The sequence below is a fragment of the Martelella sp. AMO21009 genome (assembly GCF_053484295.1).
In genome coordinates this window covers 23,824-45,294 of record NZ_JBAKFR010000014.1, presented here as the reverse complement: position 1 = coordinate 45,294, position 21,471 = coordinate 23,824, and the positions used below count along the sequence as shown (strand labels likewise).

General features: G+C 62.5%; 18 protein-coding genes, 1 tRNA gene and 2 pseudogenes. 12 read left to right on the top strand and 9 right to left on the bottom strand.

All coding sequences use genetic code 11. The features are described from left to right. Positions 1-10 precede the first annotated feature (10 nt). From proX to V6766_RS15515, 3 genes are all read right to left on the bottom strand, one after another. Positions 11-1,015 carry a glycine betaine/L-proline ABC transporter substrate-binding protein ProX gene (gene proX, locus V6766_RS15525; RefSeq protein WP_448429287.1) on the bottom strand — a complete coding sequence of 335 codons (1,005 nt, stop codon included), beginning with the start codon at positions 1,013-1,015 and terminating at the stop codon, positions 11-13. A gap of 110 nt (positions 1,016-1,125) precedes the next feature. Further along, entirely contained in the window at positions 1,126-2,037 is a 912-nt protein-coding gene (locus V6766_RS15520; RefSeq protein ID WP_448429285.1) for an ABC transporter permease, read from the bottom strand. A gap of 19 nt (positions 2,038-2,056) precedes the next feature. Beyond that, a complete protein-coding gene (locus V6766_RS15515; protein WP_448467930.1) occupies positions 2,057-3,292 on the bottom strand; it encodes a quaternary amine ABC transporter ATP-binding protein in 1,236 nt (411 codons plus the stop codon). Positions 3,293-3,673: 381 nt separating this feature from the next. On the opposite strand from V6766_RS15515, the gene V6766_RS15510 reads away from it, so the two are divergent. The 3 genes from V6766_RS15510 (at position 3,674) to V6766_RS15500 (ending at position 6,012) form a co-directional block, all read left to right on the top strand. Next, complete coding sequence (locus tag V6766_RS15510; protein ID WP_448467927.1) at positions 3,674-4,315, top strand: J domain-containing protein; 642 nt, start codon at positions 3,674-3,676, stop codon at positions 4,313-4,315. An 87-nt stretch (positions 4,316-4,402) separates the two neighbouring features. Next, on the top strand, positions 4,403-5,734 hold the full coding sequence (dgt, locus tag V6766_RS15505) for a dGTP triphosphohydrolase (RefSeq protein ID WP_448467925.1): 1,332 nt from the start codon (positions 4,403-4,405) through the stop codon (positions 5,732-5,734). Positions 5,735-5,871: 137 nt separating this feature from the next. Then, positions 5,872-6,012 carry a hypothetical protein gene (locus tag V6766_RS15500; protein ID WP_448467923.1) on the top strand — a complete coding sequence of 47 codons (141 nt, stop codon included), beginning with the start codon at positions 5,872-5,874 and terminating at the stop codon, positions 6,010-6,012. A gap of 379 nt (positions 6,013-6,391) precedes the next feature. Here the strand turns inward: V6766_RS15500 and V6766_RS15495 are convergent, their stop codons facing one another. The 3 genes from V6766_RS15495 to V6766_RS15485 are packed head-to-tail and all read right to left on the bottom strand — an operon-like array spanning position 6,392 to position 8,938. Further along, positions 6,392-7,567, bottom strand: a complete 1,176-nt coding sequence (locus tag V6766_RS15495; RefSeq protein WP_448467921.1) for an acetyl-CoA C-acetyltransferase — start codon at positions 7,565-7,567, stop codon at positions 6,392-6,394. Beyond that, the gene (locus V6766_RS15490) at positions 7,560-8,225 is read right to left on the bottom strand and encodes a 3-oxoacid CoA-transferase subunit B (protein WP_448467919.1); all 666 of its coding nucleotides are present in this window, start codon (positions 8,223-8,225) and stop codon (positions 7,560-7,562) included. Before V6766_RS15490 ends, V6766_RS15495 begins: the two co-directional genes overlap by 8 nt. Continuing rightward, entirely contained in the window at positions 8,225-8,938 is a 714-nt protein-coding gene (locus V6766_RS15485; RefSeq protein ID WP_448467917.1) for a CoA transferase subunit A, read from the bottom strand. Before V6766_RS15485 ends, V6766_RS15490 begins: the two co-directional genes overlap by 1 nt. Positions 8,939-9,043: 105 nt before the next feature. On the opposite strand from V6766_RS15485, the gene V6766_RS15480 reads away from it, so the two are divergent. The 9 genes and pseudogenes from V6766_RS15480 (at position 9,044) to V6766_RS15440 (ending at position 18,138) form a co-directional block, all read left to right on the top strand. Further along, positions 9,044-9,592: a helix-turn-helix transcriptional regulator gene (locus V6766_RS15480; protein WP_448467915.1), complete on the top strand. Its 549-nt coding sequence runs from the start codon at positions 9,044-9,046 to the stop codon at positions 9,590-9,592. Positions 9,593-9,708: 116 nt separating this feature from the next. Further along, positions 9,709-10,614: a LysR family transcriptional regulator gene (locus V6766_RS15475; RefSeq protein ID WP_448467913.1), complete on the top strand. Its 906-nt coding sequence runs from the start codon at positions 9,709-9,711 to the stop codon at positions 10,612-10,614. A 168-nt stretch (positions 10,615-10,782) separates the two neighbouring features. Next, entirely contained in the window at positions 10,783-11,727 is a 945-nt protein-coding gene (locus tag V6766_RS15470; protein ID WP_448467911.1) for an ABC transporter permease, read from the top strand. Beyond that, a complete protein-coding gene (locus tag V6766_RS15465) occupies positions 11,724-12,542 on the top strand; it encodes an ABC transporter permease (protein ID WP_448467909.1) in 819 nt (272 codons plus the stop codon). The genes V6766_RS15470 and V6766_RS15465 overlap by 4 nt, the downstream gene beginning before the upstream one ends. Continuing rightward, a pseudogene (locus V6766_RS15460) lies at positions 12,539-13,334 on the top strand (ATP-binding cassette domain-containing protein); the annotation flags it as partial. The gene V6766_RS15465 and the pseudogene V6766_RS15460, both read left to right, overlap by 4 nt. 17 nt (positions 13,335-13,351) lie before the next feature. Next, positions 13,352-14,173, top strand: a pseudogene (locus tag V6766_RS15455) (ATP-binding cassette domain-containing protein); the annotation flags it as partial. Beyond that, positions 14,166-15,026 (top strand): serine hydrolase, encoded by an 861-nt coding sequence (locus tag V6766_RS15450; protein WP_448467907.1) that lies wholly within the window; start codon positions 14,166-14,168, stop codon positions 15,024-15,026. The pseudogene V6766_RS15455 and the gene V6766_RS15450, both read left to right, overlap by 8 nt. A gap of 32 nt (positions 15,027-15,058) precedes the next feature. Next, positions 15,059-16,600, top strand: coding sequence for an ABC transporter substrate-binding protein (locus V6766_RS15445; protein WP_448467905.1), 1,542 nt, complete (start codon positions 15,059-15,061; stop codon positions 16,598-16,600). Positions 16,601-16,734: 134 nt separating this feature from the next. Next, positions 16,735-18,138, top strand: coding sequence for a M20 family metallopeptidase (locus tag V6766_RS15440; protein ID WP_448467903.1), 1,404 nt, complete (start codon positions 16,735-16,737; stop codon positions 18,136-18,138). A 272-nt stretch (positions 18,139-18,410) separates the two neighbouring features. On the opposite strand, the gene V6766_RS15435 is transcribed toward V6766_RS15440, so the two are convergent. The 3 genes from V6766_RS15435 to V6766_RS15425 form a co-directional block, all read right to left on the bottom strand. Then, positions 18,411-18,485: transfer RNA gene (locus V6766_RS15435), tRNA-Asn, on the bottom strand. Positions 18,486-18,646: 161 nt separating this feature from the next. Continuing rightward, positions 18,647-19,315, bottom strand: a complete 669-nt coding sequence (locus V6766_RS15430) for a hypothetical protein (RefSeq protein WP_448467901.1) — start codon at positions 19,313-19,315, stop codon at positions 18,647-18,649. 42 nt (positions 19,316-19,357) lie between these two features. Then, positions 19,358-21,277 (bottom strand): mechanosensitive ion channel family protein, encoded by a 1,920-nt coding sequence (locus tag V6766_RS15425; RefSeq protein WP_448467899.1) that lies wholly within the window; start codon positions 21,275-21,277, stop codon positions 19,358-19,360. Positions 21,278-21,471 lie beyond the last annotated feature (194 nt).

Genomic DNA, 21,471 nt, shown 5'->3' with positions numbered 1-21,471 from the left:
TCAAGACCGATCAGCCAGCGGCTTCACGGGCCTTTTCGAGCCAACCGTCAACCATGTCCTGGTTGTTCTTGATCCACTCGGTGGCCTGCGCCTGAACGTCGTCGTCGCCATTGTTCATCTTCGAGTTCTGGGCGAAGATGTCTTCCAGCGGGATCGATACTTCCTTCAGGAGCGCATCGACGGCCGGATTGTCGGCGATGAATTCGTCGTTGACGACCGGAACGATGTCGTTGGCGACAAAGCCCATGTAGCACGGATCGGCGACGCAGGTGTCGAGACCCTTGGCCGGAGCCGGCAGCTCGACGCCTTCCTTCTGCGGCACTTCAATCCACATCACGTCCTTACCCGGCGAAAGCTGGTCAACAGTCCAGTTCGGGGTCCAGGTGTAGAACAGGATGTGCTCGCCGTTCTGGTAGGCGGCGATCGCATCGGCCATCGAAGCGGAGTAGCCGGCCTTGATCGGGTTGATGTCGTCACCCAGGTCGAACTCTTCCATGTGCTTCGAAATCGTCAGCTCGCAGCCCCAGCCGGGCGGGCAGGCGACCAGATCGGCCTTGCCGTCGCCGTTGCGGTCGAAGGCTTCCTTGACTTCGTCGCGCTTGAAGTCGTCAAGCGTCTTGATGTCGAATTCTTCGATCGCGGCCTTGTCGACGAGGTAGCCCTGCAGGGCGCCGCCCTTGGCGACCGCGCCGTCAACCTTGGCCTTGCCTTCGAAGGTCGGCTTGTAGGTTTCATGCAGCGGGAACCAGCCATTGACCCAGAGGTCGACATCGCCCTGCGACACAGCCTGATAGAAGGCGGACGCGCCGAGCGTCATCGGGCCGGTTACGCTGTAGCCGAGATCCTCGAACATCTGCTTGTAAATTTCGGCCTGGAACCAGCCGGTGTCCCAGTCGGCCTGCGCCATCTTGATGGTCTTGCCATCGCCAGGTTCCTGCGCGAAGGCGGCAGTGGCCGGGACGATGCTGGCGGCGCCAAGCATGAGGGCGGCGGTCAGTTTGGTGAGATTGTTCATGAGCGTTTCTCCGTTTCTTCGTGTTGCGGCGCTTGCCCTGTTGCAGGCAACCGCCTTGGCGACGGGATTGGAGATCCCTTTCAGAAAACGTCCGGATGGACGCCTTCGTTTTATTCGGCGGCCTTTTTCTGACCGCTGAAAAGCGTACCCAACGCCTGACGGAACGTCATCCGGTTGGGGTCTGATGGCTCGACGAGGCCCTGGGTGATGCGGTCGAGCACGATGGCAAGAACCACAATCCCGACGCCGCCGGCGGTAGCACCACCGACATCAAGCCGGCCGAGGCCAGTGTTGACGACCTGTCCAAGGCCGCCCGCGCCGATAAGCGCTGCGATGACAACCATTGACATGGCCAACATCAGCGTCTGATTCAACCCCGCCATGATGGTTCTCATGGCAAGCGGGAGCTGAACTTCGAACAGCGTCTGCGAATAGGTGGCGCCGAAAGCCTCCGATGCCTCGATCAGATCGGTGCGCACATTGCGGATGCCGAGATTGGTCATGCGGATGATCGGGGGCAGCGCGAAGATGATGGTGGCGATGATGCCCGGCGCCATGCCGACGCCGAACAGCATCACGATCGGCACGAGATAGACGAAGCTTGGTACCGTCTGCATCACGTCGAGGATCGGCCGTACGATCTTCCACATCGTATCGCTGCGGGCGACGAGAATGCCGACCGGCACGCCGATAATGGTGCAGAAGAACACCGAGGTCAGGATCATGGCGAGCGTGGTCATCGTTTCCGGCCACAGCCCGATGAGATCGACGAACAGGAAGCCGACAATCGTGACGATCGCCATAGTCTTGCCGACGATGCGCCAGGCCAGCAGCGCAAAGACCGCCGTCAGCACCAGCATCGGAATGAAGGCCAGGAACCCGTCAAGCGCCATCAGCACCTGGTTGACCGGCACCTGAAGCGCGCGGAAGAACGGCCGGAAATTCGGCACCAGAAAGCCGCGGACGAAATCGTTTACCCAGGCGTCGAAGGGAATGGTGAAATACTGTGATGGATCGAACATGGTCTAGCTCCCTCTCGACTTATTCGCTGGCCGGCTGGCCGGCCTGCTTCTTGGCTTCTTCTTCGGCGAGTTGGGGAGGGGGCTCCTCCGTATCGGCGGCGAGCTGCTCGAAGATCGCTTCCTGGTCGACGACGCCGACAAGCTTGCCGTCGTCATCGGTCACGGCCATCGGCACGCCGGCCTGCGCCGCGCCATAGACCTCGTTCAGGTAGGACTCTTCCGAAACGGTCGGCGGCTCGGCATACATCACGTCGCGAACGGGGGCCGTGCGCTGCGCTTCCATCGCGTCGGAGCGCATCAAAAGGCCGACCGGCACGCCCTTTTCAACGACATAGGCGAGGTCGGACTTGGCCTTGTCCATCACCGCAAGCGCGTCGGCCGTGGTCGAATCGACCTTCACCCATGCGGCATCGCGGGAAATGTCGGAGACCTTGAAGACCCGGCTGCGGTCGATATCGGAGACGAAGGCGCGGACATAGTCATCGGCGGGCTCGGAGACGATTTCCTGCGCCGTGCCGACCTGGACGAAGGCGCCGTCCTTCATGATCGCGATCCGGTCGCCGAGGATCATGGCTTCGTTGAGGTCATGGGTGATGAAGACGATGGTCTTCTTCAATTCTTTTTGAAGAACCACCAACTCGTCCTGCATTTCGCGCCGGATCAGCGGATCGAGCGCGCCGAACGGTTCGTCCATCAGCAGAATTTCGGGATCATTGGCAAGGCCGCGGGCAAGGCCCACGCGCTGTTGCATGCCGCCGGAAAGCTGGCTCGGATAGCTGTTGGCATAGGCCTCGAGCCCGACCTTGGCGAGAGATTCGCGCGCGGCCTTGTGGCGCTCTTCCTTGCCCATGCCCTTGAGCTTCAGGCCGAAGGCGACATTGTCTATGATCGTTTTATGAGGAAACAGCGCGAAGTGCTGGAAAACCATGGTGATTTTCTTGCGACGCACATCGCGCAGCGTTTCCTTGTCGCAGGAGGCGACGTCGACATTGTCGATAATGATCTGGCCGGATGTCGGCGGGATCAGGCCGTTGAGCGTGCGAACGATCGTCGATTTTCCGGAGCCGGACAGCCCCATGATCACGAAAATTTCACCTTCATTGACGTCGAAACTGACGTTGTCGATCCCGACCGTGACGCCGGTTGCCTTGAAGATATCTTCCTTGCTTTCGCCAGCAGCGAGGCGTCGCGCGCCTTCGCCATCGTCGTCATTGAACAGTTTCGACACGTTTTTAGCGGTCAGTTTGACGCTCATACTTGTTCCTTCTCCGGCGGACATCGGTTTGTCCAGCGCTTTTGCCAGCGCTTGCACGCGATAAAACGCGAGGATTGCGTGCGGACGATGATCCCGCATGGGGGCGGGCATGCGAAGCCTCAGGCGGCGTCGCTCGGGCCTCCAGATAAGCAATAAAGGAGGCTTGCCGCAAACAGCGTTCGTTGACGGCACGGCTGATGTTTAGAATTTGGACGCCCGAATGTCAAATTTGCGGCCACAAAGTGCCCTCGCGCGAAAACCGTCCGGATTGAGCGCGATGCGCGAGATTTGCACGCATTTCAACCGTCTTTCGCCTTGAACAGCGGGGGCTGGCGCGCTAGTCCATGAGGCGTTGTTGAACGGGATGAAACGGGTGACGGTTTGATCGACCCCTATGAAGTGCTGGGCATAGATCGCGATTGCGACGCCGAGGCCGTGCGCGCGGCCTATCGGCGGCTTGCCAAGGAGGCGCATCCCGACAGCGGCGGCGACGGAGAGCGTTTCGCCCGCCTCCAGGCCTCCTATGACCTTTTGAAGGACCCGGTGCGCCGCAAGGTCTATGACGACACCGGCTACGATCCCGAACTGGCCGACGCCAAGGATCTCAAGGGCGTGCTTCTGCTTGAGCCGCTGGTCAACGAGATGATCCTAGACGAGCGCGAGCCGGGCAGTTTCGATCCGGTCGCGGCGATGCGGCGCAAGCTTTCCGACGACATTCTGAAGAGCCGCTTCCACATTCTGGAGCTTGAGCGCCATCGAGCGCGGGTGCGCAAGCACCTTGCACGGCTTGCCCGGCGCAAGAGCGACAAGGGCAATTCCGATGTGCTGGGCTCCATGCTGCGGGCGCGCAGCGAATCGATCGCCGAGGCGATCCGCAACGCCGAAACCCAAATCGAGGCGATCGAGCAGGCCTATGTGATGCTTGAAGGCTATGCCTATGAGATGGAACATGACGGCGAAGCGGAGGATGCCGCCGGGCAGCGTCTGGAAGACAAGTCCGCGCAGGACAAGGCGGCTGAATAGGGGCGGCTGAATAGGGGCTGCTGAGTAGGGCCCGCGGAACAGGGCTTCAGAGTAAAGGGCAGGGACACGCTGCCGGGGGATACCGAAATGGCTGAAATGGAATGGGCGCGCCTGCTCGATCTGGAACCGCTCTACCGTCCCGACCGCAAAGCCTCGCCCCGCCGCCCGGCCTTTGACCAGGACGCCGACCGTATCACCTTTTCCGCGCCGTTCCGCAGGCTCGCCAACAAGACTCAGGTCCATCCGCTCTACGATCACGACCACATCCATCACCGGCTGATCCATAGCGTGGAGACCGCGAGCGTCGGCCGCTCGCTTGGGCTGGAGGTCGGTTACTGGCTTGAGGCGGAAGGCAAGATTGCTAAAGGCGGGCAGGCGATCGTCGCCGGCCTCGTGCATGCGGCCTGCCTTGCGCATGATATCGGCAATCCGCCCTTCGGCCATTCCGGCGAGGCGGCGATCGGCGCGTGGTTTGCCGAACGCTTCGACCGGGGCGAGGGGCTGTTTGCCGATCGCGACGCCTGTTTTGCCGAGGAGTTCGAGGCATTCGAAGGCAATGCGCAGGGGTTTCGGATCCTCACCCGGCTGGAAATGAACCGGCCCGGCGGCATGCGGCTGACGCACGGCACGCTCGGCGCGTTCATCAAATATCCGGTGACGGCGCGGGTGCGAAAATCGATCGCCGTCCATGATGGCGGGCTGAAGAAGTTCGGCGTGTTCGAGAGCGAGCGGGCCGAGCTTGAGACCGTCGCCGCCCGCACCGGCCTGATCGCGGGCGATGCCTCTGGAACCTGGTGGCGGCGTCATCCGCTGGTTCTGCTGGTCGAGGCGGCCGACGATATCTGCTACAACATTCTCGATCTCGAGGATGCCTTCACCACCGGCGATCTCGGCTATGGCGATGTCGCGCCGCTTCTGTCCGACGTTGCGGGCTTTTCGCCGAAGGATGATCGCGGCGACACGCCAGCCGAGAAGATCGCGGTTTTGCGGGCGGTGGCGATCCACAAGGCTTTCGAGGCATGCAGCGCCGCCTTTGCCGAGAACTATGATGCGATCATGGGCGGCAGTTTCGCCGGCGCGCTCGTCAGTGCCTCGGCCCAGGCGGAAAACTTCGCTGCGATCGAAACTTTGGCGAATGAGCGCATTTTCACCTCGCCGCGGAAGACCGAACTCGAGGTCATGGGCCGCAACCTTGTCCATCGTATTCTCGACGGCATTCTGCCGGTGGCCGACGCACTCGCTGCGGCTGACTGGCAGGCGGATCGGATCGACGGCTATCCCAGGCAATTGCAGCGCGCGCTGGGCATGGACCTGCGCCACGCCCGCGACCCCTACAGCGCGCTCCACGCGCTCGCCGACTACGTCTCCGGCATGACCGACCGCTATGCCGTGAAGATCGCGGAGATGATCTCGCGCTAATCCATATTGCTTGAAACGAAAACGCCGATGGGGAGAGCTAACACCTCAGCGCAATGCTGGCGTGCGCCGAACCCCATACCCTGCGGAAAACAAATCGCTATCTTGGAGCCATCAAAGCCAAGTCGAGGATTCGGAAAATGAAGACCATCCGCAAGAATGAATTTACCCATCAGCCCAATCCGCTGGTTCGTTTCGCGCGCGGCGTTGTCAGGCTCTATGACGACTACCACGAGCTGAACGCGGAGGCCCGCCGCCGCTATCCGGATGCCTTCCGTTGACCCGAGCCCTACGGTTCCGTCCGCTGGCATGAACGCCGACGGAACCGTAACGCTTTCGCGGTTCCGCGAAGGCCAGTAGCTTTTCTACCCCTTGATCTACCCCTTCACCTGCGACTTGCACGGGCTTGACCCAAGCATAAAGTTACACCTTCCGCAGGCTATTCATTAAAAAAATGAATAATTTGGGCCGACCTCCTCACTAATCACTTTTATCGGCCGACTCGCCTTCCTCGGCCTTGTGGCGGAACTGGGTTGCCACCAGTCAGCCCCGAGCGGTCTCAGAAGAGGGACGCAGGGAAGCACCACCACGGGCCATCGACACTCTGTCGGGATGCGCCGGGTCGGGTTGCTGTAACGCTGCGGGCGGGGAAACCGCGTTTCAAGGTCGTTCCACGCACAGCGCGACGCCCATGCCGCCGCCGATGCATAGCGTGGCCAGTCCCTTGCGGGCATCGCGGCGTTTCAGTTCGTGAAGCAGCGTCACCAGAACGCGCGCGCCCGATGCGCCGATCGGATGACCGAGCGCGATTGCGCCGCCATTGACGTTGATCTTGTCCGCATCCCAGTTCATCTGCGCGTTGACGGCGCAGGCCTGGGCCGCGAATGCTTCATTGGCTTCCACCAGATCGAGGTCGGCGGCCGACCAGCCCGCCTTTTCCAGCGCCTTGCGCGAGGCGGAGACGGGCGCAATCCCCATGATCGCCGGATCAACCCCGGCCGTTGCCCAGGACGCGATCCGCGCCAGCGGCGCAAGGCCGCGCCTGGCGGCCTCGTCGGCATGCATCAGCACCAGCGCCGCCGCGCCGTCATTGAGACCCGAGGCATTGCCCGCCGTGACGGTGCCATCCTTTTCGAACGCCGGGCGAAGGGCGGCAAGACCTTCTTCGCTGGCGTCGGCGCGGATCTGTTCGTCGCTGTCGATCACAATCTCCGTCTTGCGGGTGCGAACGGTGACGGGAACGATTTCCTCGGCAAACCGGCCGGCCTGCTGCGCGGCGGCGGCCTTGCGATGGCTTGCCGCGGCAAACGCATCCTGCGCGGCGCGGTCGATCCCGTATTTTCTGGCGACGTTTTCAGCGGTGATGCCCATATGCATGCCGCCAAACGCATCGGTCAGCCCGTCGGAAAGCATGGTGTCGACCAGCGATGCATTTCCCATCTTCACGCCGCCGCGCAGATGCGCGCAGTGAGCGGAGAGAGACATGGACTCCTGGCCGCCGGCAACAATCACGCGGGCATCGCCAAGGGCGATCTGCTGCATGCCGAGGGCGACGGCGCGCAAGCCGGAACCGCAGACCTGATTGATGCCGAAAGCCGTTGAAGTGTCGGGAACGCCGGCCTTCATGGCCGCCTGCCGGGCAGGGTTCTGCCCGGCGCCGGCGGTAAGCACCTGGCCGAGAATGACCTCGTCGACCTCGGCGGGGCTGACGCCGCAGCGCGACAGGGCTTCGGTAATCGCGATGCTGCCCAGCTCATGCGCGGGCATGGCGGCAAGGCCTTTCATGAATGCGCCGATGGCCGTGCGGGCCGCAGCTACGATGACGATGTCATGCATGGCTTGCGCCCTCCTTTTCAAGCGCGACGGTGAAGCGGGCTTCCGTCTTGGCGGTGATCTCGTCGAGGGTGACGCCTTCGGCCAGTTCGGTCAGAACCATTTTCGGCTCGCCGTGCCGGGCGAGGGTGAAGACGCCGAGATCGGTGATCACCATATCGGCGACGCGCTTGCCGGTCAGGGGCAGGGTGCATTCCTTCAGGAGCTTGGGCGTTCCCTTCGCCTCATGTTCCATCACCACCACGACACGTTTGACGCCGGCGACAAGGTCCATCGCGCCGCCCATGCCCTTGACCATCTTGCCGGGAATCGTCCAGTTGGCGAGGTCGCCGTTTTCGGCGACCTGCATGGCGCCGAGAATCGTCAGATCGATATGGCCGCCCCGGATCATCGCGAAACTCTCCGAACTGGAGAAAAAGCTGGTTTCGGGCAGCGACGTGATCGTCTGCTTGCCGGCATTGATCAGGTCGGCGTCCTCCTCGCCCTCGAACGGGAAGGGGCCCATGCCCAGCATGCCGTTTTCGCTTTGCAGCCGGATATCCATGTTCTCAGGAATATAGTTGGCGACAAGCGTGGGGATGCCGATCCCGAGATTGACGTAGAAGCCGTCCTGCAATTCGCGGGCCGCGCGGGCCGCCATTTGTTCGCGTGTCCAGGCCATTATGCGTCCTCCTGCCGTGCTTCGCGCGTTGTGCGCTTTTCGATGTGCTTGACCGGATTCGGTACGTGGACGATGCGCGACACGAAGATGCCGGGCGTATGAATGTGATCTGGGTCGATTTCGCCGGGCTGCACCAGATGCTCCACCTCGGCAAAAGTCATCCGCGCTGCCGTGGCCATGTCCGGATTGAAGTTGCGGGCGGTCTTGCGATAGACCAGATTGCCCTCGGTATCGCCCTTGAAGGCGTGGACCAGGCTGATATCGGCGACAAGTCCGGTCTCCATGACATAGTCCTCGCCGTTGAAGCTGCGGACTTCCTTGCCCTCGGCAATCACGGTTCCGACGCCGGTCTTGGTGTAGAATGCCGCAATGCCCGCGCCGCCGGCGCGGATGCGTTCGGCCAGCGTTCCCTGCGGGTTGAATTCGAGCTCGAGGTCACCCGCGAGATACTGCTCGGCAAACAGCTTGTTCTCGCCGACATAGGACGAGATCATTTTCCTGATCTGCCGGGTTTCGAGAAGCCGTCCGAGGCCGATGCCGTCGACGCCGGCATTGTTCGAAATCACGGTCAGGTTGCGCGCGCCGGAAAGCTCCACGGCCTTGATCAGCGCTTCGGGAATGCCGCAAAGGCCGAAGCCTCCCGACATGATCACCATATCGTCGCGCAACTGCCCGGCCAGGGCTTCGGTTGCCGACGCGAATACTTTTCTCATTGTCTCCTCCATTCGGATTTCCGTCCGCGAACGTCACGATAAATCTTGTCATCTGTCCGGCGTTAGTCGTATTTATACTGCATGGATAGAACTTCAGCATCGCCGTTGACCTTCACATTGCCGCAACTGCCCGTGCCGCTCGTCTTTGCCACGCATCGGGTCATCCGGGATTGCAACAGCGAGTTCGCGGCGGTCTTCGGCTATGAACGCGAGGCTTTGATCAACCAGAGCTTCGCCCGGCTCTATCCCGCGCTCGAGGATTTCGTGCGCACCGGGAAAATGTGGCGCGATCATCTGCCCGGCGGCGCCGTCTACTATGACGAGCGGATCATGGCCGATACCGGGGGGCGGCGCTTCTGGTGCCGCGTCAGGGGGCGCTCCTTCGATGCCGCCGACCCGTTCGCCGCGGCGGTTTACTGCTTCGAACCCATGGCCCGCCCGGCAAGCGCGGGCAACCGGACCCTGACCGGTCGGCAGCGCCAGATCCTGGCCCTGGTCGCCCAGGGCAAGACCAATGCCGCGATCGCGGAGGAACTCAACCTGTCGCGCAGAACCATAGAGGCGCACCGTCTGCGGCTGGCGCGCGCGGTGGGCGTGCGCAACAGCTCCGAACTGATCGCCTGGTTCCTCAACAGCGAGGGAAATCGATCGTAAGTCGTTTCCCGGCGCACAGGTCCCGGCACGGCTTCTCGCTCTTACCGTCACATGACAGGGCTGCGAGAATATCGTAACTCTCTAAGAGAAACCCACGCGCTGAGAGACGAAAACGCATGAACATAAAACAGCTCGAAGTTTTCCGCGCGGTGCTTTCGACGGGCTCGACGATGGGGGCGGCCAAGAGCACGGGGCTCAGCCAGTCGGGCGTCAGCCGCCTCGTCCAGCAACTGGAATCCGATCTCGATCTGACGCTGTTCCAGCGCGTGAAGGGGCGGCTGGTGCCGACGCCGGAAGCGCGCACCCTGGAAGCCGAGGCGAAGACCGTGCTCCTGAACCTGGCGCGTTTCAGCCAGCTTGCCGAAGAAATCCGCACCGGAGCGTCGGAAACTGAGGCGGTGCGCATCGGCCTGCCGAGCAGCATGTGGGAGAATTTCGCGCCCGCCATGTTGAAAGACTATCGCGAGAGCTTTCCCGGCGTCAGGGTCGAGACCTTTTTTGAGACGACCATGACCATCCAGCGGATGATCGACCAGCGCGTGATCGACTTCGGCTTCCTGCGCCATGAGGGCGAGATCAGCCCGGGTATCCGGCTCGAGATCGTCGCCGAGGGGCGAAGCGTGGCCGTTATGCACCGCAACCACCGGCTGGCCGCCCGCGATGTCATCCGGCCGGAGGACCTGCGCGGCGAGCCGCTCATCATGCTCGGCCGGCTGCGCGCCCATCGGGTGATGCTCGACCGGCTGTTGCAGAACGAGGCGGTCCGTCCCGACGTGCGCATCGAAACGCACTCCAACTCCTCGGCCTGCGCCTATGCCGCCGAAGGGTTGGGGATCGCGCTTGCGAGCAGCTTCTACGCCAATCTCTACAAGCACCTGCCCGTGGTGCAACGGCCGTTCGAGCCGAAACTCACGCAGCGCTTCGGGATCGCGACCGCCGATGGCGTGCCAATGTCGCTTGCCGCCAAAGGGCTGATGGCGGCGCTGAAGCGCCAGATCGAGCGCTCTCAGGTGGTTGAATAGACTGCCTCCGCTGTCGTTTTCTCGACGAAGCGCGACGCCAGCATCCGGTAGGCGTCGCTGCATATTGCTATGAAAAATAGCATAGTGTTGCGGTGTCTTTTTCGCTTCGTCATACTTTTGCCGATAAGCAAACCTGCCACCGCAAGGGCAGGGTTCAGAGGGGTTCTGATGCTCAGATTTTTTCTCCATCGCGTCGCGATGGCTATACCGACGGTGATCATCGTATCGATCACGGTGTTCGGCCTGATCCGTCTCATTCCCGGCAATCCGGCGGAACTCTTGCTCGGCGATATGGCCGATGACCGACAGATCGCCGCGCTCGAGACCGAGCTTGGTCTCGACAAATCGCTGCCGCAGCAATTCCTGATCTGGAGCGAAAACGCGCTCTCCGGCGATCTCGGACGCTCGATCATCAATGACGAGCCGGTGCTGCCGCTGGTCGCCTCGCGCTTTGTCATCAGTGGCGAGATCGTGCTGATCGCGGTGGTGCTGGCCGCCATTCTGGCCGTGCCCGCGGGCATTATCGCGGCATGGCGGCAGAATTCGGTGACGGATCTCGCGCTTGTCGGAACGGCGACGCTGCTTCTTTCGATCCCGACCTTCTGGCTCGGCCTTTTGCTTCTCCTGCTGTTCGGGCTAGAACTCGGCTGGCTTCCGGTGCTGGGCTATGTCTCGCTGCGCGACAATTTCACCGAGGGGCTGATCTACATCATCCTGCCGGTGGCCACCCTCGTCATGCATGAGATGGGCGTGCTGCTGCGCATGTCCCGCGCCTCGACGCTGGAAGTCCTGCGGCTCGATTACATTACTCATGCCCGCGCAAAGGGGCTTTCCGAAATGGCCGTTTTGTGGCGTCACGCCTTCAAGAACGCCTTCGGCCCGACCTGGACGATGATCGGCCTGATCCTCGGCAATCTGCTCGGCGGCATCGCCGTGATCGAGACCGTGTTCTCGATCCCCGGCCTCGGCCGGCTGATGGTCGATAGTATCTTCCAGCGCGACTATCCGGTCATTCAGGGCTGCCTGCTGTTCGTGGCGCTCTCCTATGTCGTCGTCAACCTGATCATCGACCTGTTCTATCCGCTGTTCGATCCCCGGGTGACGGCACAATGAGAAAACTTTCCTATAATGCCGCGATCGGCGGTTTCCTGATCGGTCTCCTGCTCGTTGTAGCCCTTCTCGGCGTCTTCTGGACCCCCTATGATCCGCTGAAGCTCGATTTCGTCGCCCGGCTGAAGCCGCCGAGCCTTGCCCACTGGATGGGCACCGACGAATTCGGCCGCGACGTGTTGAGCCGGATCATGGTCGGCGCTGGGGCCAGCGTGTGGATCGGCACGCTGACGGTCACCTTCACCATTGTCATGGGCACGCTGATCGGCCTCGTCAGCGGCTATACGCGCGGGCTGACGGACGGTCTGATCATGGCCGTCAACAATGCGCTGCTCGCCTTTCCGGGCATCCTGCTGGCGCTCGGCCTGCTCGCCGTCTTCGGGGCCAACCAGTACGGCATCATCTTCGCGCTCGGCATCGCCTACACGCCATCAATGGCGCGGCTGGTGCGCGGCGTGGTGCTGACGCTGCGGGAATCCGAATTCATCGAGGCCTCGAAGCTGATGGGCAACAGCGAGATCTACACGGTGTTCCGCCATATCCTGCCCAATTGCCTGGCGCCGATGTCGGTGCTGGCGACCACCATGTTCGGCTGGGCGATCCTGTCTGAAAGCGCGCTCTCCTTCCTCGGCCTCGGTGTGCCGCCGCCGGCGCCCACCTGGGGCAACATGCTGGCCGCCGGCCGGCCGTTCATCGAGCAGGCCGTCTGGCTCGGCGTGTTCCCCGGCCTTTGCATCGCACTCACGCTGCTCGGCATCAACCTTCTGGGCGACGCGCTGCGCGACCGGCTCGACCCACGCATGAGGGGGCTGAAATGATGAGGGATATTCTCCTTTCCGTCCGCGACCTGACGCTCGCCCTCGGCAATGGCGTCAAGCTGGTCGACAATGTCTCCTTCGATGTGCGGCCCGGCGAGATCTTCGGCATTGTCGGCGAATCGGGTTCCGGCAAGACGCTGGCGACCCGCGCGCTGATGTCGCTTCTGCCCGCCGGCATCACGCCTGTCAGCGGCGAAACGGTGTTCGAGGGCCGCGACACGCTGACCATGAGCCCGCATGATCTCAGATCGCTGCGCGGCGCGCGGATCGGCATGGTGTTCCAGGAGCCGATGACCTCACTCAACCCGTCGATGACTATCGGCCGGCAGCTTGAGGAAGGGCTGAAGCTCCATACCGGGCTTTCCCGCGAAAAGCGCCGGGATGCGATCCTCGCCATGCTGGAGAGGGTCGGCATCGTCGATCCGAAGGGCGCGCTTACGGCCTATCCGCACGAGTTTTCCGGCGGCATGCGCCAGCGCATCATGCTGGCCTCGGTCATGCTGTTGAAACCGGCGCTGCTGATCGCCGACGAACCGACGACGGCGCTCGACGCGGTGATCCAGCGCGACGTGATGGAGCTGATGGTGGAGCTGACCCGCGCGGAAGGCACGGCGGTGCTCCTGATCAGCCACGATTTGCCGATGGTGGCACGCTATACCAGCCGGATCGCGGTGATGGAAAAGGGCGTCGTCGTCGAGACCGGCACCACCGACGACATCCTGACCAACCCGCAGCATGCCTATACCCGCAAGCTGCTGTCATCGCTGCCAGGACGCGGCGAAACCCGTGTGTTCCCGCCGGACGATACGCCGGTGTTGTCCGTCAAGAACGTGATCGTCGACTACCACAAGGCCGGCGCGCTGTTTAGCAAGGGCCAGGCCAAGCGCGCCCTGCACGGCGTCTCGGTCGATATCCGCCAGGGCGAGGTGGTGGCGCTGGTCGGCGGCTCGGGCTCCGGCAAGACCACGCTCGGGCGCACCATCGCCGGCCTCATTCACCAGACCGAGGGCGATATCCTGTTCAACGGCAAGCCGCGGGAACAGGACTGGGCGAATTATCGGCAGAATTGCCAGATGGTGTTCCAGGACCCGTACTCCTCCCTCGATCCGCGCATGTCGATCGTCAAGCTTGTCGAAGAGGCGCTGCGCACCATGCCCGGGCTCAACGCCGCCGAACGGCGCCGGCGGGCGCTCGCGACCCTTGCCGAAGTAGGCCTGCCCGGCGAGTTCGCCGACCGCCTGCCGCACGAGCTTTCAGGCGGCCAGCGCCAGCGCGTGGCAATCGCCCGCGCCGTGGTGCGCGAGCCGAAACTGCTGATCGCCGACGAGCCGGTCTCCGCGCTTGATGTGACGGTCAGGGCGCAGGTGCTGGCGCTGTTCGCCGACCTGCAGAAGAAGCACGGCTTTTCCTGCCTGTTCATCAGCCACGACCTCTCCGTGGTCGAGCAGATCGCCGACAGGGTGATCGTGATGCAGCACGGCAAGATTGTTGAGGAAGGCCCGCGCGACGAGATCTTCGACCGCCCGCAGCACGCCTATACGCAACGCCTGCTTCGGGCCATTCCGGCCCTCGATTTCAACGAGAGCGGCGGCGTCAAGCTCAAATGGCGTCTGGAGGAACAAGATGACTGAGACAACCGAAAAGACCGAAGCGACGGCCGCCGAACTCGCGAAGATCTGCGATGCGCAGGATTTCACCGTCCGCTTCAAGGTCAAGAACCTTTTGACGGGCGAAACCATCGAACGCGGCGCGACCGAGGAAACGCCGTCAGCCTCGACCCGCAAGATCTCGATCATGATGTCCGCGCTGAAGGCGATCGGGGAGGGGCGGCTCAGCTTCGACGAGAAGATCGTCTATGAGCCGCGCCACGCCGAACAGGTGGCGAGCGGCGTGCTGCGCCACATGACGCCCGGCATGGTGCTGTCGCTGCGCGATGCGATCGCCGGCATGATCACGCTTTCCGACAATGTCTGCACCCATATGGTGTTCGAGCGCCTGACGCTGGAGGAGGTTCAGGCCTATTGCGCGGCAATCGGCATGACCGGCACCCATCACCGCTTCCTGATCCCGCCGATCGCGCTGCCCCATGACCATCCGCTCGACGCGGTGACGGTGACGACAGCGGCCGATCAGGTGATGCTGCTCGACACGATCCTTGCCGCCCAGACCGATGCCGATGCCTCGGCGCGGCTCGGCATTTCGCAGGAGCTGTCGGCCTTCGCGCTGAAAATGCTGAAATCGCAGGTCCTGCGCTACGGAATTCACTCGCGCCTTCCCTTCGACACGGTGATCGCCAGCAAGGGCGGAAGGGGAAAGCGCGGGCGCATGGATGCGGGCATCGTCTATCGCGACGGCGCGCCGCTTTTCATCCTCGCCGCCTACACGGACGGGGTACCGCTCACCATGCCGGACGGGCTTCCCGGCTATACGGTGGCACTCGAGACGATCGGCCGGCTTGCCCGCGCCTGTTTCACCGGACTTTGAAGGCCTGAAAACAGAACCAAAGAGGGATAACCATGAAGAAACTACTCCTTGCCGGCGTGATGCTGGCGGCGCTCACCCAGACGGCGGCGGCGCGCGATATCGTCGTCGCGCTCTCTTCCGATCTCCGCTCCAACGATCCGGGCGTCAACCGCGACGGCAATACCGACGCGATCATGATGCACATTCTCGAAGGTCTCGTCGGCTATACCGAGGATGGCGCGGTTAAGCCGCTTCTCGCCAAGTCCGTCGCCATGTCCGATGACGGGCTGACCTATACCTTCACGCTGCGCGATGACGTCACCTTCCACAATGGCGACAAGATGACCGCCGACGACGTTGTCTGGTCCATGAACCGCTACATGGACGCCGACAGCAAGTGGCGCTGCCTGCCGGATTTCGACGGCAGCCGCGTGGTCAAGCTGACCGGCGTCGAAAAGGTCGATGATGCGACCGTGACGATGACGATTGCCGAGCCCTCGGCGGTCTTCCTCGGCCTCATGGCCCGCCCGGAATGCGGCTTCACCGGCATCATCTCGCCGAAATCCGTGGGCGAGGATGGCAGCTTCGCAGCGCCGATCGGCACGGGCCCGTTCAAGTGGGACGAGTGGAAGAAGGGCGAATATGTCCATCTCGCCAAGAATGACGCCTATGTCTCGCCGCCAAACGACGGCGAACCGGATGGCACGGTCGGGGCCAAGGATCCGCTCGCCGACGGTGTCAAGTTCATGGTGGTTCCGGATGCTTCGACCGTGAAGGCCGGCATCCAGTCCGGCGCGCTCGATCTTGCCGAAATCTCGCCGGATCTGATGCCGGAATTCGAGGATCGCGATGACAGCAAGCTGATCGTCGCCGTCAATAACGGCAAGAACCTGTTCTACATGCAGACCCGCGATCCGGTTCTCGCCAATCCGGGCGTTCGCCGCGCCATGGCCATGGCGCTCGATCTGCCGCAGCTTGTTGCCGCCGCCTCCAACGGAACCGGTACGCCCAACTGCTCGATGATCGCGACCAACTCGATCTATTACAGCGAGACCCAGCAAGAGTGCCTGCTCTACGATATCGAGGCGGCGAAGAAGGAGCTGAAGGACGCCGGCTATAACGGCGAACCGATCTCGATCATCGCCAACCGTCGCGGCAATGTGCCGAGCTATCCGGCGGCGATCATCGCCCAGGCGATGATGCAGCAGGCGGGCCTCAACGTGCAAATCGAGGTGCTCGACTATGCGACCCAGGTGGAACGCCGCCGGTCGGGCAATTACCAGGTGATCTCGCAGTCGGTTTCGCCGCGCCTCGATCCGGCGCTGATGATGAGCTTCTATGTCGGCGACAAGGACGAGAACACATCGCTGATGTGGGAGAATCCGGAGGCCATCGAACTGCTCGACGCCGCCTATCGCGAAACCGATCAGGAAAAGCGCCAGCAGATCTTCGACGATTTCCACACGCTGATGCTCGAGGATATGCCGGGCCTGTTCATGTACGACATGGTCGACATCTGGGCCGCGACCGCGAGCCTCGAAGGCGCCCCCGTTTGGCAGGGCAATCCCCGCGTATGGGAAGTCTCGGTCGACTGACCGGCTTGTCGCCGCGCTGCACATGCGGCGCGGCGTTTCTCCTCAAGAACCCTTATCCCGCGGCCCGTCGACATGGGCCGCGCGACCTTTCATGACCCCAGACCCGCTGCCCCGGCAGCAAACAGGACCTCCCCATGACGCAGCAGGCGATCGAACAACTCGCGAGTGAAATCGAGGCATTGAAGCCGGAATTCATCGAACTCTCCGACCGGATATGGGAGCTTGCCGAACTCAAATTCGAGGAATTTGAATCGGCGAAGCTCCAGACGGCGCTTCTGGAGAAATACGGGTTTTCCGTCACGAGCGGCGTAGCCGGCATCGAGACCGCCTTTTGTGGCGAATATGGCAGCGGCAGGCCGGTGATCGCGATCCTCGGCGAATTCGATGCGCTCGCCGGCATGAACCAGGTCGCCGGCATTGCCGAGGAAAAGTCCGACAAGCCGGGCGCAAGCGGCCATGGCTGCGGCCACAATCTGCTCGGCGCGGGCTCGCTTCTGGCGGCCGTCGGCCTTGCCCGGCATCTGGAAAAGAACGGCATTGCCGCGACCGTGCGCTATTATGGCTGCCCGGCGGAGGAGGGCGGCGGCGCCAAGACGATCATGGCCGAGGCCGGCGTGTTCGACGATGTCGACCTTGCGCTCACCTGGCATCCCGCGCCCTTCAACGGCGTGCGCTCCACCAATAATCTCGCCGTGATCGAATATGACATCCGCTTCAAGGGCACGGCCGCGCATGCCTCCAACGCCGCCCATCTCGGCCGCTCGGCGCTCGACGCGCTGGAACTCACCAATATCGGCATCAATTTCCTGCGCGAGCACATGCCCTCCGATTGCCGGATCCACTACGCGATCACCGAAACCGGTGGCGTCGCGGCCAATGTCGTGCAGGCGCGCGCGGCCGGTCGCTACATGATCCGGGCTCCGGAAATCGTCGGCGCGCGGGCGCTTGCCGAACGGGTGAAGAAGATCGCGGAAGGTGCCGCGATGATGACCGAGACCAGCGTCGAGCTGGAACTCGGCAAGGCGACCAACAGCCTGCTGCCCAACATCACGCTCGAAACGGCGATGCATGAGCAGATGACGGCGCTCGGCCCCGTGCCCTTCGACGAGGCCGACGAGGCTTTCGCGAAGGACATTCAGAAAACCTTCTCGCAGGAGGCGATCGACAGCAGCATCCGGCTCTATCAGGTCAAGGATGACGCGCTTTCCAACAGCCGGGTCGACGGAAGCCAGCCGCTTCACCGGGGACTGAGGGCGTTTGAGGGCAAGTCGCATTTCCGCGCCGGCTCGACCGATGTTGGCGATGTCAGCTGGGTTATTCCCACGGCGCAATGCTGGACGCCGGCCTGGGCGATCGGCACCAATCCCCACACCTGGCAGGTGGTCGCCCAGGGCAAGAGCCCGGCTGCCCACAAGGCCTTCGTCCACGCCGCCAAGGCCATCGCCGCCACCGGCCTCAAGGCCGCCACCGATCCGGAGCTGATCGAGCGAACGCGCGCCGAGTGGAAAGAAAAAACCGGCAAGCGCCAAAGAGCGTGATCCGCCACACGGTCGCCGAACGCTGCCCTTGCGCAAAGCTGCGGAAGTCAAGCTGAGGGCGAAGCTGTAAGCGCTTCATTCGACCCGGCCCGCTCCCCGCGAGCGGCGCCGGGACGCGTTGCTTTGGCCGTTCTGTTTTCGTGGAAACCAGATTTTTTCCGAACTGAGCTCGGGCTTTCTGCTTTTAGCTCGAACATGCAAATGCTCTGTCGCTAAACCGTACGCGCGAAACCGATTTCACGCGACGTACGCCCAAACTTGAAATGATGAAATGGCTCCCCGGGTCGGATTCGAACCGACGACCTATCGATTAACAGTCGAGTGCTCTACCGCTGAGCTACCAGGGAACAATCGCGCCGTCTGAGGCGCTACGGTGTGAGCGGGTTAATACAAATGGTGAGGCGATTTGCCAAGCCCTTTTCGACAAAAAAAGCAAAGAAGTTTATGACCCTCGCGCGTTCCGTTTTCCTGCGGCGGGATGCGGGCCCGATCGAGCCGCCGAGAGAGATCAGGACTGCGCCTTGACGCCGTCTGTTTTGTTGCGGCCGTCGCCACGCTCGGATTGGTGCAGATCGCGCATCAGTCTTTCGATCCGCCGGCGCTGACGCCGGCTGCGCAACTGCGATGCGGCATAGCGGTGCGGGGACACCACCAATTGGTCGCGTTCGCCGACAATATCGAAAACCCGTTCGGCTGCGACCGGTCGGTCCTCCGAGGTGTAGGTCGCCACGATGGTGACGTTGATGTCCTCAATGGTCTCGAAGCGATCGAAATCCGGCGGCGACATCTTGGCGATCAATGCGCGGAACGTGCCGAGGTCGAGATGCTCGGCCGCGGCCAGCGGGCCCTGGAACAATTTGGCGCGCGGATCGGAAGTATTGTTCTCATCGAAGGTGAGGTTGCTGAGCGAGTAGCTGAAATGCTCGCGGTCAGTCCCGTTCTTCACGGTGAGATCGAGCAGGACAGCGTCGATGAACAGCGCCTTCGCGCTCATATTGGCAACCAGGCAATGGCCGTCGAGGGTCGGGCTCCCGCCGCGATTGATCAGGATCTTGGCGCGCCGTCCCTCCCGGAATCCGCTGAAAATCAACTGCAGATAGATCGCCCAGATAAAAAGCGTGGCGACGCTGGCAACCGCGCTGATCGCGCCTGCGTTTTCGTTGACCCAGCCCCACATTTCAACCTCCGCGGCTTGTCGGGGCCATTCGCTTTTCTAAAGCTAGGTCCCGTCGTCGTCCTTCGGCGCCTCGCCGGCGTTCTCTTTTGTCGCAACGTCTGCGATTGGCTTGGGTTCCTTGTAATCGCCCTGTGCAAGATAGACGGTGGAGGTGGGATAGGCGAAACCGGAACCGTGGCGTTCAACGATATCGCGAACCGAAAGCAGCAATTGCTCCTGCACCTCCAGGAAGACGTTGATGTCGGAAGCCGAGATATTGGCGTAGATATCGATCAGCACGGCCGAATCGCCATATTCCACGAGCCGGACGCGCCTTGGCGATTCGAGCACGCTTTCATGGGATGCAAGCAGGGTGCGGATATCCTCCATGACCTTGTTGAGCGTGTCGGTGCCGGTTTCGTATCGAAGGCCGATCTTGTGCCGGAACAGGAAGACGTCGCGACGGCTGTAATTGGTGATCTTGCGCTTCACCAGATCGGCATTGGCGACGATGATGAGGGTGCGGTCGAGCGCGCGGATGCGCGTCGAACGGATCCCGATTTCCTCCACCGTGCCGGCGGTATCGTCGAACTGGAAGAAGTCACCGACCCGCACGATCCGGTCCGCGTAAAGCAGCACGCCACTGATGAAGTTCTCAAGCGTCGGCTGGGCGGCAAGCGCGATCGCCAGGCCGCCGACGCCGAGACCGGCGACGACGCCATAGATCGGAATGCCGATCTGGGTCGCGCCATAGCCGAGCACGATAATCGCCACGATGAAGGACATCACCTGGAAGCCGGTGCGCAGCAGGCTGGCATCCAGCGAGGCATTGCTCACGGCGGGATTGCGGATGGTCCACATATAGAGCGTCTGCAGAAGCTGGTAGGTGAACCAGGCCGTGGCCGTCCAGATGAGCGCGCTCAGGGCAGTGGTGGTGACGTAGAGCAGGTCGCCGGTGATGTTGATCTGCTCCTCAATCAGGAAGCGGATGAGGTTTGCCGCGGCGATGATCAGCAGGGGCGTGACAACGCGACGCATCTGCCGCCTGGCCGGGTCCAGCGGAACCGCGCGTCGCGCGTTCCAGCGGCTGAACCAGACCAGCGCGATCACCGAAACGACGGTGATGAGCGCCAACCCCAACCATTGCCAATAGGCCTGGTTGCCGAATTCATAGCGCAGCCAGTAGGGGCCATCGAGAATGAACTCGTACCAGCGCGGCGCGACTAGGTTGCCCGGCGTATAGATGTAATACTGGTAAAGGTCCTCGCCATTGTCGGCGATCATCGGCAGGGTTTTCACCTCGTCGTAATCGTCGGCGATCTGGTTGATAGTGCTCTGGGTGAAAAGATATTCGCCCTCCCGCGGGCCGTCCCTTTGCCGCTCGATGGTCAGGCTGGTGCCGGGAATGATCCATTTTGCCGGCAGCGCTTCAGCGTCCGAATTCGATAGCGCGAACGCGCCGGCGGCAAGGCCAGGTATTTCCTCCACCGGCGGCAGATAGATCCGGTCGAATATCTCCTGGAGCTGCAGCACCGTCTCTATGCTCGCGCGCTGACGCGACGCGGCCGGTATCGCGGAGAGATCGAATGTCCGCGCTGCCTTCTCCAGCAGCGACTGCACCAGAACGAGCTGATCGCGTTGGTCGCGGGTCATGAAGAAGGTGTCGCCGTCGAAATAGCTGTCGCGCACCTCAAGCCAGAGTTCGCTGGCCGTCTGCATGATCACCAGAAAGCTTTCCAGCGTCGCGCGCGGGCTGCGGGTGTCGGGCGGCGAGATGGGGTTTGTCACCAGACGCTCGTAACGCGCCTTGAGGCCGGCATTTCCCTGCGCGTCCTGGAAGATTTCCTGCACCAACTCGGCGGAGGTCTTTTCCTCGTCAGCCTCCTGGGCGGCGGCCGGCGGGAGCTGCAGACACACTGCCGTCAAAAGGACGAAAACGCACCACGCCGCAAAAAATCTGGCGGAATTGAAGATGGTCGGCATTGGTCCCCTCCGTTGCGACGCGCCGGCATTTCGACCCTGAAACCGGACTTCGTGACACTAACCGATTCGCGCGGCCTTTTGAGCCTGCGGCGCCGCTTTTTGCCGGCTTTGGCGGCAACAGGGTGCCTGGCAGAGCCGGCGATCATCTGTTCCGATGCGCCAACGAGCATTCGGGGCCTCTTCGTGAAATAAAA